At 54.4% G+C, this 16,777-nt stretch carries 10 protein-coding genes; 9 read left to right on the top strand and 1 reads right to left on the bottom strand.

Annotated elements, in window-relative coordinates:
* Positions 1-47: 47 nt before the first annotated feature.
* The 9 genes from EHV15_RS31085 to EHV15_RS31045 all read left to right on the top strand — a co-directional run bounded on the left by EHV15_RS31085 (position 48) and on the right by EHV15_RS31045 (position 15,145).
* Positions 48-1,013: a glycoside hydrolase family 43 protein gene (locus EHV15_RS31085; protein WP_128634669.1), complete on the top strand. Its 966-nt coding sequence runs from the start codon at positions 48-50 to the stop codon at positions 1,011-1,013.
* Positions 1,014-1,537: 524 nt separating this feature from the next.
* Positions 1,538-3,085 (top strand): response regulator transcription factor, encoded by a 1,548-nt coding sequence (locus tag EHV15_RS31080; RefSeq protein ID WP_128634668.1) that lies wholly within the window; start codon positions 1,538-1,540, stop codon positions 3,083-3,085.
* Positions 3,086-3,095: 10 nt separating this feature from the next.
* The gene (locus EHV15_RS36730; protein WP_178075998.1) at positions 3,096-3,257 is read left to right on the top strand and encodes a hypothetical protein; all 162 of its coding nucleotides are present in this window, start codon (positions 3,096-3,098) and stop codon (positions 3,255-3,257) included.
* A 274-nt stretch (positions 3,258-3,531) separates the two neighbouring features.
* Positions 3,532-4,773, top strand: a complete 1,242-nt coding sequence (locus tag EHV15_RS31075) for an extracellular solute-binding protein (RefSeq protein WP_128634667.1) — start codon at positions 3,532-3,534, stop codon at positions 4,771-4,773.
* Between the two features lie 6 nt (positions 4,774-4,779).
* A complete protein-coding gene (locus EHV15_RS31070) occupies positions 4,780-5,652 on the top strand; it encodes a carbohydrate ABC transporter permease (protein ID WP_128634666.1) in 873 nt (290 codons plus the stop codon).
* 54 nt (positions 5,653-5,706) lie between these two features.
* Positions 5,707-6,558: a carbohydrate ABC transporter permease gene (locus tag EHV15_RS31065; RefSeq protein ID WP_128634665.1), complete on the top strand. Its 852-nt coding sequence runs from the start codon at positions 5,707-5,709 to the stop codon at positions 6,556-6,558.
* A 33-nt stretch (positions 6,559-6,591) separates the two neighbouring features.
* Entirely contained in the window at positions 6,592-9,111 is a 2,520-nt protein-coding gene (locus EHV15_RS31060; RefSeq protein ID WP_128634664.1) for a LamG-like jellyroll fold domain-containing protein, read from the top strand.
* Positions 9,112-9,598: 487 nt separating this feature from the next.
* Positions 9,599-10,999: a group II intron reverse transcriptase/maturase gene (ltrA, locus tag EHV15_RS31050; protein ID WP_128634663.1), complete on the top strand. Its 1,401-nt coding sequence runs from the start codon at positions 9,599-9,601 to the stop codon at positions 10,997-10,999.
* Positions 11,000-12,211: 1,212 nt separating this feature from the next.
* Positions 12,212-15,145, top strand: a complete 2,934-nt coding sequence (locus EHV15_RS31045; protein ID WP_128634662.1) for a glycoside hydrolase family 3 protein — start codon at positions 12,212-12,214, stop codon at positions 15,143-15,145.
* Positions 15,146-15,839: 694 nt separating this feature from the next.
* On the opposite strand, the gene EHV15_RS31040 is transcribed toward EHV15_RS31045, so the two are convergent.
* On the bottom strand, positions 15,840-16,742 hold the full coding sequence (locus tag EHV15_RS31040) for an AraC family transcriptional regulator (protein ID WP_128634661.1): 903 nt from the start codon (positions 16,740-16,742) through the stop codon (positions 15,840-15,842).
* Positions 16,743-16,777 lie beyond the last annotated feature (35 nt).

Here is a 16,777-nt window from a genome sequence, read left to right as displayed (position 1 = left end):
ATAATATTCCGTTATTTCCGAACACATATATAAAGGAGAGAGAACCGATGGACAAAAATAGAGAATTTGTGAATCCGATCGTGGAGCAGCGGGCCGACCCGTGGGTATACAAGCATAGCGACGGATATTATTACTTTACCGCTTCGGTCCCCGAATACGACCGGATCGAAATCCGCAGATCGGCGACCATTCAGGGATTGGGGGAGGCTGAAGCGGTCGTGGCCTGGCGCAAATACGACTCCGGCCCGCTGAGCGCCAACATCTGGGCGCCGGAGATTCATTATATCGACGGTAAGTGGTACATCTACTTTGCCGCCGCCCGTACGACGGAGACGAAGGAAGGTCTGTTCGACCACCGGATGTATGCGCTTGAAAATGAATCGGCCAACCCCCTGGAAGGCCGGTGGGAAGAAAAGGGGCAGGTCCGCACTCGCTGGGAAACGTTCTGCCTGGACGCAACGACGTTTGAGCACCGTGGGGTGCTGTATTATGTCTGGGCGCAGAAGGACCCGGACATTGAGGGCAACTCCAATCTGTACATTTCAAAAATGAGCAACCCGTGGACCCTGACCGGGGAACAGGTGATGATTGCGACGCCGGAGCTTCCGTGGGAAACGATCGGCTTTAAAGTGAACGAAGGTCCGGCGGTATTAAAGCGGAACGGGCGTATTTTTATCGCGTATTCGGCCAGTGCTACCGATCATCATTATTGCATGGGGCTGCTGTCGGCCAGCGAGGAAGCCGATCCGCTCGATGCGGCGGCCTGGACGAAATCGCCGGTTCCCGTATTCTGTACGAACGAGGAGACGGGGCAATACGGGCCGGGGCATAACAGCTTTACCGTCTCCGAAGACGGCCGGGACGTTCTGATCTATCACGCGCGTAATTACAAGGAAATCGCCGGCGATCCGCTGTACGATCCGAACCGCCACACCCGGGCCCAGTATTTCGCCTGGAATCCCGACGGAACCCCGGATTTCGGCATTCCCGTGCCAGACGGAGTTCGCTCTTGAGGCGAGATATGACGGAATAGACCCGGAGAAAAAGGCAACCAACCGCTGCCGGATGGCCGCAGGGAGGCTGCTTTTTTTATACTATGGAGGGAACAGGAGGCTAAAGGACACTAGAGCCGTTATTTGCGGAAAAACGGAGGTTTGCAAAATGTAACGGACACAGATGACCTTATTTAGCTCAAATCGGCCCGGGTGAACTGGTTTAGAGTGAAATAGCGTCAACTGGGTCCGTTAGGCCGGGAAATACCCGGGAAATGGATGAATAAGGTCGCTGGAGTCCGTTAGAGCCCCATACCCATCCCTCCAGCACATCCAACGTATGGGTTTGCACGACAAAGGACCTCGCCAACGCGAGGTTTTTTTTATGGTTTGCGCCGCCGGGGGATCAAAATAGTGCTATAACGGAGCAGGATAATGTTTGTTCCTCTTTTTGCGAATAACTTATAATTATTGTAAACGTTTCATCAGACCATTCGCTGGAAGGTTGGTGTATGCGAAACATTTTCCGGCTGGAGGAATGCAGCATGATTAAAGTGCTAATTGTTGACGACGAGCCGAAGCTGCGCGAGGGGCTTCGTACATTTATCGACTGGAATGCGCTCGGGTACGATGTGGTTGACACGGCCGCAAACGGAAACGAGGCGCTGGATAAATATAGGCGGCATCATCCCGGCTTGGTTGTGGCCGATATCCGAATGCCCGGGATGGACGGTTTGCAGCTGATTGAAAAGCTGCGGAGCGAGGATCCGCAGCTTCATATTTTGATCCTCAGCGGTTACGCGGACTTCAGCTATGCCAAACAAGCGATGACCCAGCGGGTGGACGGTTATTTGCTGAAGCCGGTTGACGAGGATGAGCTTGAGGAATACTTGGCGAAAATCAAAAAGGCGGTCGACGAAGAGACCGCATCCGAGGAATGGAAGCACGTTACGGCAGAGTGGACCCGCGAATCGCTGATCCAGTCCGTTTTGGCGGGGGCGGATGAGCAGCAGACGGTGCCGATCTGCGAACGGGCCGGAGAAGTGGGAATTACGGGCAAGGTTTATCAGGTTTTGCTGTTGGCCGTACATGCCGAAGACGATGCCGATCTGGGCGCGGGGGAGTTGCTGAGAAAAAAACTGGGCCACATGTTTGAGGATACCGGGCGGGGCTGGGTGTTCGGCATTCAGGCCAAGCTTGGCGTGCTGTTAAAAGATCCGCTGCTCGCTGTAGAATACGAAAGCGTATACAGAGAGATCCGCGAAGAGCTAAACGGCACCGGAGCCGAGTTTACCGCGGCGCTCGGGAACAAGGTCGGCTGTCTGCCGGACATCCGCAGTTCCTACCTTGAGGCGTGCGAACTCATTAAGCGGCATTTCTTTTTGGATCAGGGTGCCATACTTTCTCCGGAAGCGTTGCGGAGCGGGGCGCCATCGGAATTGCCGGACGCCTCGATCGAAGAGATCGGCGAGCAGCTGTATTATGCCTTGGATATCGGGAACCAGGAGGCAATACAATCGCTCGTTCGTAAAGCCGGGCAGACTCTTGCCGCCGGCGGGTGTCCGGAGAAGGAAATCAAACGCCGGTTTGTGGAAGTGCTGACATTGATTCTCGGCAAGGCCTTAAAGCAGTCTTCCGCGTTGCAGGACCGCAGCAAAGAGTTTTCCGATTTTTTATCGGAGATTCACAAAATGCGCACGATTGAGGGACTGTACGAGAAAACGGAATTCCTGCTGCAGCAAATTATGCACCAGCTCGGGGAAGGCGGTAAACACCGCGAAGTGAAGATCATGCTGGACCTGATTCACCGCAATTTCAACGAAAATTTGAAGCTGGAGACGTTATCGGGAATTTTCAATTATAACAGCGCTTACTTGGGCAAGCTGTTCAAAAACGCCACCGGCGAATACTTTAATACTTACCTGGACAAAGTGCGGATCGAAAAGGCCAAGGCGTATTTGGAGGAAGGGCTGAAAGTGTACCAGGTAGCCGAAAAGGTCGGTTATACGAACGTCGATTACTTCCACAGCAAGTTTAGAAAATACGTTGGAACTTCCCCGTCCGCTTACCGCAAAACAGCGAGCAATGCCTGAGGAAAGATGCGTGAAATTAGATAAAGCGCCTGGAAACAAAGCAGCGAATGTTGGTCGCCTGGACGAACAGCGCTGCTTTTTTTGCGGCCGGATGAAGAAAAGCGGAATATTTTTGCAACATAACTTGTACGTACAATTAAAAGAATTTATTGCATTTTTAGAGGGAATTTAATCGTTTTAGACTTTTTATTTTAAATAAACTTATAATAAATACGGCGAAAATCCACGAAAATCTCATTTTTTAAGCAAATCAATAGGTACGTACATAAAATAAAAAACACAAAGTAATTGTTGACATGTACGGACAACGATATTAGTATTTTAAGCATAACGCATGAAAATATTGGATGAGGAAGGAGGCTGGTCCCAGAATGATAAATTTGTAAGGGATTACAACCAGGGCAGTGAATTCCCGATCCGGGAAAACAAAGTTGGAGGGGAAAACGTTGAGAAAAAAGTGGACGGTTACATGTATTCTTGTTTTTTTGGTAAGCGCTTTATTGACAGCCTGCGGCAGTGGTGCAGATAAAAACACGATCAGCTTTTGGACGCCGCTGACCGGGGATGATGGGGCCTATATGGATCAGCTTGTCAAAGATTACAACGCCACCAATCCGGAATTAAAAGTCAAACATATCGTGACGGCGGACATGTATACGAAGATTTCCACCGTGCTGAATACGGGGAAAGGCGTGCCGGACTTGGCCATTATCCACGCCGACCGCGTGCCCGGCTACGTAAAGCAGGGCGTGCTGGAACCGATGACGGCCGTCCTGGCGTCGCAGCCTGAAATCAAAGAAGAAAATTATTTGCCGCAGGCATGGGCGACCGGCAATATCGGCGGAACGCAATATACGGTGCCGCTGGATATTCATGGCAACGCCATGTATTACAACAAGGATCTGCTGAAGAAATATAACGTGGAATCGTTCCTGGACGATAACGTGGTTACGATCGATGAAATGCTGTCGCTTCAAGGAAAGCTGGATGAAGGCGATTACGCCGTAAACGACGCTTTGCTCGGCTGGGTGATTTTGGCGCAGGTGCAAAACCTCGGCGGGGACATTCAGCAGGACGGAAAACCGGCCGTGAATACGGAAGTGATGAAGCAGGCGTTCGAAAACGTCAAAAAAATCGCCGACGCGGGGTTGATGACGCCGTTTGGTGAAGACGGTTACCTGATGTTTCAATCCGGGAACGTGCTTTTTTCCACGGACGGAACCTGGAGCTCGACGGCGCATGCCGCGGTGGAGGGCCTGAACTTCGGCGTGACCAACATCTACTCCCCAACGGCCGAGAAATTCACGAACCGGGCATCTTCCCACCTGTTTGCCATGCTCAAAAACGACGAACGCAGCGATGAAAAAGAAGCGGGAATCGGCGCGTTCCTGGAATTCATTCGCCAAAACTCGATGGAATGGGCGAAAGCCGGCCAAATCGTAGCCAGCAAGCAGGTGTTTGAAGATCCCGAATATCAAAACTACATCCAATCCTTCTTCACGTCGAACGAGGAAGAGATTAAGTCCCTTTACATTTACACCTATGAATACTATCCGTACGTGGCCGAGGCGGTAGACACATATGCGGCCGATATCGTGCGCGGCAACGTCGGCATCGGCGAAACGCTGCAAACGATGCAGAAATACGTGGAAGACAAAATTGCGGAAAGCGGCAAAGCAGCGGAGTAAACGCCTATGAAAAACAAACTTGCGCCCGTATTTTTTGTAGGACCGCACTTCATTTTGTTTGCCGTTTTTGTTTTCGTGCCGACGATCTACGGAATTTATGCTTCGTTTACGCAGTGGAATCTAATGAACGATCCGGTGTGGGTCGGGCTGCAAAACTATAAGACGATTCTGTTTGACGGCGACTCGACGTTTTACAACCAATTTCGGAACGGGCTGAAAAACACGTTTATTTTCGTTGGACTCAGCGTTCCGATTTTGATCGTGCTTCCCTTGCTGATCGCCGTCGCGCTGGAGCATAAAAAGGTGAAGCTGAAGGGTGTTATCCAGTCCATTCTGTATGTCCCCGGCCTGATCTCGATTTCGGCCGCGGCGCTGATCTGGCTGCTCATCTTCAACAAACAGCTGGGGATCGCGGGCAACGTGTTCGGCTCGGACGTCGTGTGGGCGGCCAACCAGCCGTATGCCTGGATCATCATCATCGTCATTACGGTATGGGGCGGCGTCGGCGGGAACATGATCATTTACCGGGCTTCCATTAACGGCGTCGCCAAAGATTTGTACGAAGCTGCCGAGATAGACGGGGCGGGAGCGGTCCGCAAATTTTTCAGCATCACCTTGCCGTCGATCCGCTTTCCGGTCATTTATACGTTTGTCATGACGACGGCCGGCGCCTTTAACGTTTTCGGCCAGCCGCTGATGATGACGGACGGGGGGCCGCGGCAAAGCACGCACGTCTTGATGATGTATATCCGCCAGCTCGCCTTCGGCACCGGGGAATCGATCGCCGGGATGGCATCCGCGATGGCGGTGTTGCTGGGCCTCGTTATTTTAGTCATATCCGCGCTGCAGTATTACGTGATGAACCGGAATGCTTCCTAAATCCGGGACGCCATGACAAGGTTCGAAAAATAAGAACAGGGGGTGTCAACTCGCATGAAGAACCGCGCGGCGAGCGAACTAAGCCGGCTTATCGCTTATCTGTTTTTGATCGCGCTGTGCGTCGTTTGGGTCGTTCCGGTGATCTTCGGCATCACCACATCGTTCCGTTCCCAATCGGAGGTCGTGTCCGCCGGATTCAGGCTGCTGCCTGTAGAGTGGATTTTGGATAACTATGTGACGATTCTGGAAAATACCTCGACGGCGCCCATTTTGCGTTGGCTGAGCAATTCTTTGTATATTGCGGCGTTCCATACCTTTTTGGTGATCGTCGTCATTTCGCTGACGGGGTACGGGTATTCCCGCATGAGCTTCAAAGGAAGAGACACGTTGTTTTTTACGCTGCTGGGCATCTCTTTTTTTCCGGCCGTCGTGAATCTGATTCCTTCCTACAAAATCATCGACGCGTTTGGCTGGGTCAACACGTCATGGGCGATGATCGTTCCGGGGCTGGCGGGCATGGGCAATATTTTTTTGGTGCGGCAGTTTATGAAAGGGATTCCCCATGAGCTGGACGAATCCGCCCGCGTGGACGGGGCCGGCGATTTCCGGATTTATTTTTCCGTGATTTTGCCTTTGATCAAACCGGTGCTGATCGTGTGCGGCTTATTTTCGTTTGTCGGGTCCTGGAACGATTTTCTCTGGCCGGTCATCGTGTACACCGATGTAGTGAAAATGCCGGTGACGGCGGGGCTGCTGCTGCTGCAGGACATTTACGGCAATTACCGGATGATCGGGCAGCTCATGGGTTCGGCGATTCTGGCGATCATTCCGACGTTCCTGCTGTTTGTGTTCGCGCAAAAATATTTTTTGCAATCGATCAATCTGAATTCGGGGATTAAGGGTTAAGGTTCAGCCATTCCATTGCAGGGAGGAGTTTTCATGAGAATGAGAGGGTTTGGCAGGTTCGCGGCGATGGTTCTGATCCTCGTGATGCTGGTGCCGGCCGCGGCTTCCGCCGACAATCTGGCGGCGAAGAAGCCGGGGAAATCCCCGGCGTTTACGAACGTATCGGTGCACGATCCTTCGATCATTAAGGACGGTGAGACGTATTACGTGTTCGGTTCGCATATCGAAGCGGCCAAATCCGCCGATTTGCTGAATTGGGCGGCGTTCACGAACGGCTACCAAACGCCGGGCAATGCGCTGTATGGGGATTTATCGGAAAATTTGGCCGGTTCGTTCACCTGGGCCGGGGAAAACGACGCGGACAGCAAAGGCGGCTTTGCCGTCTGGGCGCCGGGTCTTATCTGGAACGAGCATTTCGTCAATGAGGACGGCACGCGCGGGGCGTACATGATGTATTACAGCGCGTCCTCCACCTATATACGTTCGGCGATCGGCTTGGCGGTGTCGAAAAATATCGAAGGGCCCTATAAGTACGCGGATACCGTCGTGTACTCCGGGTTTACGAGGGACGAAGCGTATGATGCGGACAGCAAGGTGAACAAAAAGTGGACGAATACGAATATTGAGCGGCTGATTGAGAGCGGAGTTCTTTCGGGCGTGAACGCGGGTTGGTTCAATAGCGACGGCTCCTACAACAACACGTTGTATCCGAACGCGATCGATGCCGCGCCGTTTTTTGACGGGGAGGGGAAGTTGTGGATGGCTTACGGCTCTTGGTCGGGTGGAATCTTCCTGCTGGAGCTAGATCCGGCGACGGGCCGGCCGATTTTTCCCGGGAAGGATGGGACGACGGCGGACGGCAGGCTGGTTGACCGCTATTTCGGCACGAAAATCGCCGGCGGGTATACGAAGTCCGGGGAAGGTCCGTACATCGTTTATGATCGGGGGACCGGCTACTATTATTTGAACGTATCGTACGGCTGGCTTGGCGCAAGCGGCGGATATAACATCAGGCAGTTCCGCACGGCGAGCCCGGACGGCCCGTATGTGGACGCGGCGGGGCAAAATGCGGTACTGCCGCCGAATACGGAAAACTCCGCTTATGGCATCAAAATGCTGGGCAACTTCCTGTTCCAGCGGGAAATCGGGGACAGCGGCACGGGCATCGGCTACGGTTATGCGTCTCCGGGGCATAATTCGGTGCTGTATGATGAGCAGACCGGCAAGTATTTTCTCGTGTTCCATACGCGTTTTCCGCAACAAGGAGAGCTGCACGAGGTTCGAGTCCATCAGATGTTCCTCAACCGGGACGGGTGGTTTGTCGTCGCTCCGGAACGTTATGCCGGGGAAAACCTGCAAACGGTGAAGGCGTCCCAGGTGGCCGGCGATTATAAATTCGTGAACCACGGGCTGGCCTATTCCGGGGATATCGTTAAATCAGTCCATATCCGCCTGAACAAGGACAACACGATTAGCGGCGACGTGACGGGGAAATGGCGGCTGTCCGGCAAGTACGAGGCGACTCTTACGCTGGGGGACGAGGTTTATCGCGGCGTGTTCGTCCGCGGCTGGGACGCCGATTTGGGCGGCGAAACGTTGACCTTTACAGCCGTTTCAAGCAAAGGAGAGTCTGTTTGGGGGATTCAGCAGCCGGACATGTCGGACCGGCAGGTCGTGAAAGCGGTGGTTGAAGCACTGGATTTGGGGGATACGAGCAAGGTGATGGCCAATTTGAACCTTCCTGCGCGAGGGACCCACGGCGCTGCGATCGCCTGGAAATCTTCGAACCCTGGCGTTGTTTCCGATACCGGGGTGATTTATCCGCCGGAGGTTGGAGAGATTGGTGCGGCGGCAACGCTGACGGCGACGATTAAGAAAGGGAAAGCTTCCGCCACCAAAACGTTCACGGTTGTCGTGGCTCCGATCGATCCGGAGTACGGTTTGCAGGCGCGGTTTTCTTTTGAGGGCGATTTAAGCGATTCCTATGGCCGGTTTGGTGAAGGGGTCGTGACCGGCGATCGGATTGACCGTACAGGCGGTACGATGGCTTATGCGGACGGTGTTGGCGGCAAGGCGGCGGTGTTTGACGGAAGTTCCGGGAACAAGCTGCCAAGCGGACTGATTGCCGGAAACCGTTATTCGGTTTCGTTCTGGGTTTATCCGCAGCAGTATACGCAGTTTACGACAACGTTTTTCGGCGCCAGCTCTGCGTCAAGCTGGATCAGTCTGGTGCCGGAAGCGTGGGACAACAACACGATGCTGTGGTCGGGCGAAGCCTGGTACGACGGGGCGACCGGCGTTAAGCTCCCGTTGAACGAGTGGCACCATGTCGCCTTCACGGCCGATGAGGGAGCGGTGAAGGTCTACATCGACGGGGATCAAAAGTTTGCCGGCAGCGGATTCCCGGACGTGTTTACGACGGAGGACGGCACGTTCAGCCTGGGCGTAAACTGGTGGGACCCGCCGTTCAAAGGCATGCTGGATGAGCTCCGTATCTATGACATCCCGGTTACGGAGGCTGTGATTCACAAGCTTGCCGAAGAAAAAGGATGATAGAAAGCCCAGGTGGGGCGTGGCAACGGCCGTTTTCCGAGTGCGGAAAGCGGTCGTTTTGGTGTGTGCGCCCGGCATGGGCGATAACTTGGCGGTGAAAGTCCGCTACAGGCTTGGCAGTAGGAACTGTTAGCCAAAGGCAAGGGTGTCTGCCGTGAGGTAGAATCTGAAGGAAGCCGGAGGCAAACCCTCGGTCTGACGAACAGAAATCACATAAAAGGCATGGTGGGACGGACGAGCTTGCACACCAAAGCAAAGTCCAATACTGCCCGAATCCTATCATGTAAATGTGGCAGATAGATGAGGGGAAGGTTATCGCTCTTACCCGGGGAGGTCTCACAGACGTCGAGTAGAAAAAAAAAAATCCGAAAGACGGAGTAAAGCTTGTTGTGAGAAGTCAGCAGAGGCCATACTACCGAATTTTTTTTTTCGGGAAGGGCCGAACAATCGTAAATCTCGAGTACATACAGGAAGGAGAGTCGGTGTGATGAAAGCAGAATACCGAAAGGGCTGCCGGCAAAGGGATAGTGTGGAACACGAAGAGTATGCAGGAGCGCAGAGCATTGGCACTCGGGAGAGTAGAGAAAGAGACGGTGCAAAGGACTTGCTGGAAAGGATCCTGGGCAGGGACAACCTGAACAAAGCCTACAAGCAAGTCAAAAGCAACCACGGGGCGCCGGGAATCGACGGCATGACCGTGGAGGAGGCATTACCGTGGCTGCGAGAAAACAGAAACGAGCTACTGCAAAGCATCCGGGAAGGAAGATACAAGCCAAGCCCGGTACGGCGCAAGGAAATCCCCAAACCAGATGGAAGCGGAGTGCGAAAACTCGGTATTCCCACCGTGGTGGACCGAGTGATTCAGCAAGCCATCGCCCAGCAGTTGCAACCGCTATTTGAGCGGCTCTTCTCGGAGGGAAGCTACGGCTACCGCCCCAGAAGAAGCGCCCAGCAGGCCATCCAGCAAGTGAAAGCTTATGCAGAGCAGGGCTACAGCCATGCCGTAGAAATCGACCTCTCGAAGTATTTCGACACGCTGAACCATGAGTTGCTCATGAGCCTGTTGCGCAAGCAAGTCCAGGACAAGCGCGTAACCGACCTGATTAAGAAATATCTGAAAAGCGGGGTTATGGAGAACGGGGTTCATTGCAAAACAGAGGAAGGTTCTCCGCAGGGCGGCCCCTTATCCCCCTTGCTGGCGAACATCTATCTGAACGAATTCGATCAGGAGATGAGAAGCCGAGGCGTCATCGTCATCCGCTATGCGGATGACATCGTGGTGCTAGCCAAGAGCAAGCGAGCAGCAACGCGGCTTCTGGAATCATGCCGGAAATATCTTGAGAACAAACTAAGACTCCAGATGAACGCTCGGAAAAGCAAGGTGGTCAGTGCAGTTGCCCGGAAGCATTTCAAATTCCTAGGCTTTGCATTGGGGAAGAACGGAAGCGGCGTATTTATTCGAGTCCACCCGCAATCCCTTGCCAAAGCAAAGAAGAAGCTGAAAGAACTGACGAGCCGAAGTCAAGGAAGAAATGTCAGGCAGGTTATGGAGAAGGTAAAAGTCTACATTCGTGGATGGATCGGTTATTACTATGTAGCCGACATGAAACGAATCTTGCAAAGCTGGAATGAATGGCTGCGAAGGCGGGTACGCATGTACATCTGGAAGCAGTGGAAGAAGCCGAAAACGAAGGTGCAGAACCTGCGGAAGCTGGGAGTGCCGGAATGGCAGGCCTACCCATGGGGAAACACTCGGCTGGGTTATTGGCGCATTGCCGGAAGCGCGGTATTACAACGCTCTGTTACAAACGAAAAGCTCGCACGGGCAGGGTATTATGACTTCCCTGCCCAGTACGAGCGCCTTCGTCAATTGCACTTAAACGGTTGAACCGCCGTATACCGAACGGTACGTACGGTGGTGTGGAAGGTCGGCTACTCAACTAATGGGTAGCCTCCTATCCGATTGGGGTGGCCTGGTGATTCCTAACGTTTTTGAGGTATTTCTCTGATGGTTGGCCAAGATGCCTTAATCCGTATAAGGGACCTGCGAAAATAAACACTGCAAGATTAGGAAGTAACTGCAGCCACTCAAGTTGTAACAAGTAACCCAATATATATATATATTAACATCCCGATTCCCCAATAATACGTTAAGAACCTGATGAACCTTATCCCTTTCCTGCCTAGGATAAACCCGTAAACGCCCCAAAGAATGACATAAATAACGGATCGCAGGACGGATTCACGCTCGCAGACTTACTTTACCGTGTATTACTTGTTAGTTTAACGTTATTAGAAAAATGCTTTCATCGACAGAAGGCTTATGGTTTATACTCATAAATATACTCTACAACGCCGTCGCATCTCATTCCAGTAATCTCGCTCACATTAACCCAAACGCCCTAGGTCTTCATTGAGATCCCTGTCGTTAAGGATACTGTTAACCGATTCTTCGATCCTAAGATCCGAGATGGAAAAGAACGCAGCATCCTTTAATTTGATATCGGTGGCTGTCTATAGCGTTCGTGTCTTGGTATCCCTGCATGCTGCTTTGCACGATTATTCCTTTTGTTCAGGGGATAAGGGTAGGGGCTAATCACGGTCCTTTCATTTTTTTCGGTGTCTTGCCCCATTCCTCCCGTCAGGTCTGCTTCACTTCTCCTAAACCTCCTTCTCAACAAACCTCTTTCTCACAAACCTGTCTAACGATCTCGAACATGTCTGCTCCTTCCAAGATCTATTTTCTTTTTCTGAATTTAACTTGCTCTCTGCTTCCGGATCAAACGGGATAATCGTGCAAAGCGTCCGGACAGCGGATATTGACCTCAGAGATCAACTTGTCCGTCGACAAGGCCATTATTTCGTTTTGGAAACGCCCGTACAATCCCCGTAACAACGATTTTTAGTTTGCGTTTCATATCATTTCTCCTCTCCTTAAGCAGATAATCTAGATTTTTACATGAAAACATGACTAATTATCGTTGTATAAAGCGCTTTCGGAGCATTGTATGATGGGGGGGATGAAACGAAAGCGGTTTTGGAACGCGTGATTTGTGCAGCGCTTACAAACCGGAAAATCAAAATGGGATGGGGTCGTGACATGAGTTATCCTTATCAAAACCCGGATCTTCCGCTGATGGAACGGGTCGACGATTTGATATCGCGTTTTACCCTCGCAGAGAAAATCGAGCTGATGTGCCAATATCAGACGAATATTCCACGTCTTGGGGTGAACAAATACAAGCATGGCACGGAGGGCGCGCATGGCGTGGCCTGGCTTGGCGAAGCGACAGTGTTCCCGCAAAATACGGGGCTGGCCTGTACCTGGAACCCCGAACTGCTGCAAAAAATCGGCTCCGTCATCGGGGACGAGGCGCGGGTCTATTACCAGCGCGACCCGGCCATTAACGGGCTGACGATTTGGGCGCCGACGGTCGATATGGAGCGGGACCCGCGCTGGGGGCGCACTGAAGAGGCTTACGGGGAGGATCCGCATTTAACGGGAGCCCTGACGACGGGGCTCGTCAAAGGCCTGCAGGGGGATCATCCTTTTTATTACAAAGCCGTAGCTACCTTAAAACATTTCTATGGCAACAACAATGAGGCGGATCGCGGAAGCGCATCGGTCAGCATTGATCCGCGAAACAAGCGGGAATATTACTTGAAGGCGTTTGAGCCGGCTTTCCGCGACGGGCGCGCAGGTTCGATGATGACGGCGTACAACGGCATCAACGGGACGCCTTGCAACTTCAACCATGAGGTGAAAACCATCGTCAAAGGCGAATGGGGCATGGACGGCTTTGTCGTCGGCGATGCCGGGGACGTGCTCGGTACCGTGATGGACCACCATTACGTGGACTCTTACGCCGAAGCGGTCGCCGGCTCGATTAAGGCCGGCATCGACAGCATTACGGACGATCAGCCGATCTCGCAGCAGGCGCTGCGTGACGCTTTGGAGCAGGGACTGCTGACGGAGGCCGATTTGGACAGCGCGCTGCGCAACACGTTCCGCGTCCGGTTCCGGCTTGGCGAATTCGATCCCGAGGACCGGAATCCGTACGGCCATGTGCCGGAATCGAAGCTGTGCGCGCCGGAGCATGCCGCGCTGGCGCTGGAAGCGGCCCGCGAATCGGTCGTGCTGCTGAAAAACGACAGCCTGCTGCCCCTGGGCAAGGACGCGGCTTCAGTGGCGGTGATCGGCCCGCTGGCGGACGAGGCGTTCACCGACTGGTACAGCGGTACGCCGCCGTACCGCGTAACTCCGCTGCAGGGCGTGACGGAGAAAATGAACGGCCGTCCGGTGCAATTTACAACGGGCCTGGATCGAATCCGCCTGCGTTCGGCGGCGACCGGCAAATACGTCGCCATCGCCGCTGGCGAATCGGGCGGAGCTGCGCTGGTTGCGGACTGCGAAAACGCGGAACAGGCCGAAGTGTTTGAGCGGAACGATTGGGGCTGGGGGCAGATTACGCTGCGGGCTTTAAGCAGCGGGAAATTCGTCACCGAAAGCGAATCGGGCCGGCTTGAGGCGATGGCGGACGAAGCGCGCGGCTGGTTCGTGAAGGAAGCGTTTGGGTTCGAAACGCAGGAAGACGGCTCCGTGCGGATGAAATCTTGGGAGGGCAAACCGGTGTCGGTTGGCGTCCAAGGATATATGAACATTGACACGGACCGTGAAGAGGCAACTGGTGGAGACGGGGAAGAAGCCACAAAGGTTGACGCAAATGCAATAGTTGACGCAGGAGCTGTAGTAAGCGCGGGAACCAACACCTCCAACGAAAAAGCCGTTGCCTACGCAGCAGACGGATTTATCGTAGAAGTGGTGCAAAGCGGTGTACAGCTAGCCGTCGAAGCGGCGAAGAACGCGGACACGGCAATCGTGTTTGTCGGCAACAGCCCGTTTATCAATGGGAAAGAGACGACCGACCGGCCGGACATTACGCTGCCGCCAGCCCAGCAGGCACTGATTCAAGCCGTTAAAGCGGCCAATCCGCGAATGGTTGTCGCCATCGTCGGCGGGTATCCGTTTGCGGTGAACTGGGAGCAGGAGCATGTCCCGTCGATCATGTTTACGTCCCATGCGGGGCAAGAGCTGGGGCACGCCTTAGCCGACGTGCTGTTCGGCGACTACAACCCGGCGGGCCGGCTGAACATGACCTGGTACAAGTCGGTTGATCAGCTTCCGGATATTATGGATTACGACATTATTAAAGGGAAGCGGACCTACCAATATTTTGACGGGGAAGTGCTGTATCCTTTTGGGCATGGGCTGAGCTACACGACATTCGAATACGGAGGATTGTCCTTGAGCCGGGCGGAAATAGGGAAAGATGACACCGTCGCCGTATCGGTGAACATCCGGAATGCCGGAAAGCTGGACGGAGACGAGGTTGTTCAATTGTACGTGCGGGCCGAAGCCTCCCGCGTCCCTCGGCCGCTGAAGACGCTTAAAGGTTTCAAGCGGATTCATTTGGCGGCAGGCGAGTCCAAGACGGTCACGCTGGAATTGAAAGCTTCCGAGCTCGCTTTTTGGGACGTAACCCGCGAACGGTATTGCGTGGAAACTGGCTACTATACGATTATGGTCGGACCGTCCTCAGGCCATATCGCGGCTGCCGCAACCCTTCGGGTTGAAGGTGAGACGGTTCCGCCGCGCTCGCTCCGCGAGCCTGTCAAAGCGGTGAATTACGACGATTACGACGGGGTTTTCATCGACGAATGCCGCGAGGGCGGCGAGAGCATCCGTACCACTCAGTACAGCGGTTGCGGTTGGATCGCTTTCCGTGACGTGGAGTTCGGCGCAGGGGCGTCGGAGTTCGAAGCGAGAGTTTCAGGGCATCTCAAGGGCGGGGAGATCGTCATCACGCTCGACTTGCCGGATGGAGAAGCCGCCGGAACGTGCCGGGTGCTGCCGACCGGCGGCCGCCAGGCCTGGACGACGGTAACCGCGCAGGTAACAGGGGCATCAGGCCGCCGCAGTGTATACCTTCACCTCAAAGGCGAAGTGCAAATCAGCCGGTTCCGTATCAGCTAAAAAGGCGGGTTCAAAGATGGGGAATTGGCAACTATGGGAATGAAACGGTGAAACACTACCCTGACTAAGTCTCTTTCATAAAAATAGCGGAAAATTATGGTCTTATTTTCCGAGATTGAGCATGTTCATCACCATTAGCGGAATTTTATGGCCTTATTCTCCAATGAGCGGTGTGAAATGCGGCTAACTCCCAGCGGGGTGAGAAAATAGCGACATAAATGTCCCCTATTTGACTCAGAGTAGGGGGGAGCGCCGAAATAGCGGTATTTTTTGCCCTTATGTTTTCACGGAATGGGCGGCCCGCAAAGCGGCGCTTGCCGGATGGCACCGGGGGAACCGCCCCCGGTCGCCCGCCGGCGCAAGCGCCACATTAGGGCGCGGGACGCCCCGCGCATGGCGTCACAGCTGGCCCTGCCTCAAGCGCAACATGCCACTGCTGCAAGTGGGGCACACCGCGTCTTGTACCGGAGGCACCCGCCGCCTCGCGTCATAGGTGCTAGCGTATCGCTCCAGCCGGTTGCCGGTTGCAGGCGCCACTAGTGTGAGCGAGGCCGCTCGCGGCCGCGCCTAGCGCCACTGCCGCGAGCGGGCCCGCACCACCGCGCCCCGCCGCCCTAGGCGGCCGCGCCTAGCGTCACAGCGCAACCCCGCCGCCGCCCAGCGCACCGCACCCGCCCGGTGCACCGCCCACGCCCTAAGCCTCGACCGGCCCCTGCAGCTTTTTGCGGAATTCCGAAGGCGAGCAGTTCATCGCCTTGCGGAACACCCGGATGAAGTAGCTGATGTTGTCGTAGCCGACCTCGAGCGCGATGTCGGATATTTTCCGCTCCGGCTCGCGCAGCAGCTCGGCAGCCTGGCGGATGCGGTACGAGTTGATGTAATCGATCGGCGTCTGCCGGGTCATCGACTTGAAGAAGCGGCAAAACTGCCCTTCGCTCATCGGAATCAGCGCGGCCAGCTCCGCGAGGCGGATCGGATGGCCGTAGTTTTGCTGAATGTGCAAAATGACCGTTTTCAGCCGCTCGATTTTGGACGATTCGCTGCGGCTGCTGGCTATGCGGCTGACGGCCCGTCCTTCGGCGGCGATTTCGGCCAGCATCAGATACAGATGGCCTTTCACCGCGCCTTCGTAGCCGGTCGTTTCGTTGCTGCAGCTTCGCATCATCGCGAGGATGTGCTCGAGCAGCGAAATTTCACAAGGCTGCTCCCGCCGGATATGGCGGGGGAACGTCGCTTTCCGTTCCTGCAGGGGAAGGATGAGATTTTCCTGAACTGCGTCATAATGGGCGCTGGCCAGCAGCTGCGTATCGAACACCAGGGAGAAAAAAGTGCAGCCCTGATCCCCGTGTGCATGCGCGGCGTGAATGTCGCCCCCGTCGATAAACACCGCTTCCCCGGCGCGGACCGGAAAATAATCGGTGTCGACCTGGAACAGCGTTTCCCCTTCAAGGCAATAAAAAAACTCGGCTTCCTCATGCCAATGGCAGTCGATGACATGCTCGCCCGGCCCGAAGCGGTACCAGTAGGTGCCAAATGGCAGGCTCTGCGTGCCGTGGCTTTTGTTCTCGTGCAAAGCGCGGCGGAGCGCTTGGTCCATCTATGATCACCTCATCAATATAGTGTTATAATAAC

This window comes from Paenibacillus oralis, assembly GCF_003863965.1.
Classification (GTDB): Bacteria; Bacillota; Bacilli; order Paenibacillales; family Paenibacillaceae; genus Fontibacillus; species Fontibacillus oralis.
The sequence above is the reverse complement of the archived record's forward strand: the minus strand, read 5'-3'. Positions and strand labels throughout refer to the sequence as shown.

What these genes read in the sequence shown, in the direction of transcription:
- EHV15_RS31085 (WP_128634669.1), top strand. Translation starts at nt 48, where the DNA reads ATGGACAAAAATAGAGAATTTGTGAATCCGATCGTGGAGCAGCGGGCC.
- EHV15_RS31080 (WP_128634668.1), top strand. Translation starts at nt 1,538, where the DNA reads ATGATTAAAGTGCTAATTGTTGACGACGAGCCGAAGCTGCGCGAGGGG.
- EHV15_RS31070 (WP_128634666.1), top strand. Translation starts at nt 4,780, where the DNA reads ATGAAAAACAAACTTGCGCCCGTATTTTTTGTAGGACCGCACTTCATT.
- EHV15_RS31065 (WP_128634665.1), top strand. Translation starts at nt 5,707, where the DNA reads ATGAAGAACCGCGCGGCGAGCGAACTAAGCCGGCTTATCGCTTATCTG.
- EHV15_RS31060 (WP_128634664.1), top strand. Translation starts at nt 6,592, where the DNA reads ATGAGAATGAGAGGGTTTGGCAGGTTCGCGGCGATGGTTCTGATCCTC.
- ltrA (WP_128634663.1), top strand. Translation starts at nt 9,599, where the DNA reads ATGAAAGCAGAATACCGAAAGGGCTGCCGGCAAAGGGATAGTGTGGAA.
- EHV15_RS31045 (WP_128634662.1), top strand. Translation starts at nt 12,212, where the DNA reads ATGAGTTATCCTTATCAAAACCCGGATCTTCCGCTGATGGAACGGGTC.
- EHV15_RS31040 (WP_128634661.1), bottom strand. Translation starts at nt 16,742, where the DNA reads ATGGACCAAGCGCTCCGCCGCGCTTTGCACGAGAACAAAAGCCACGGC.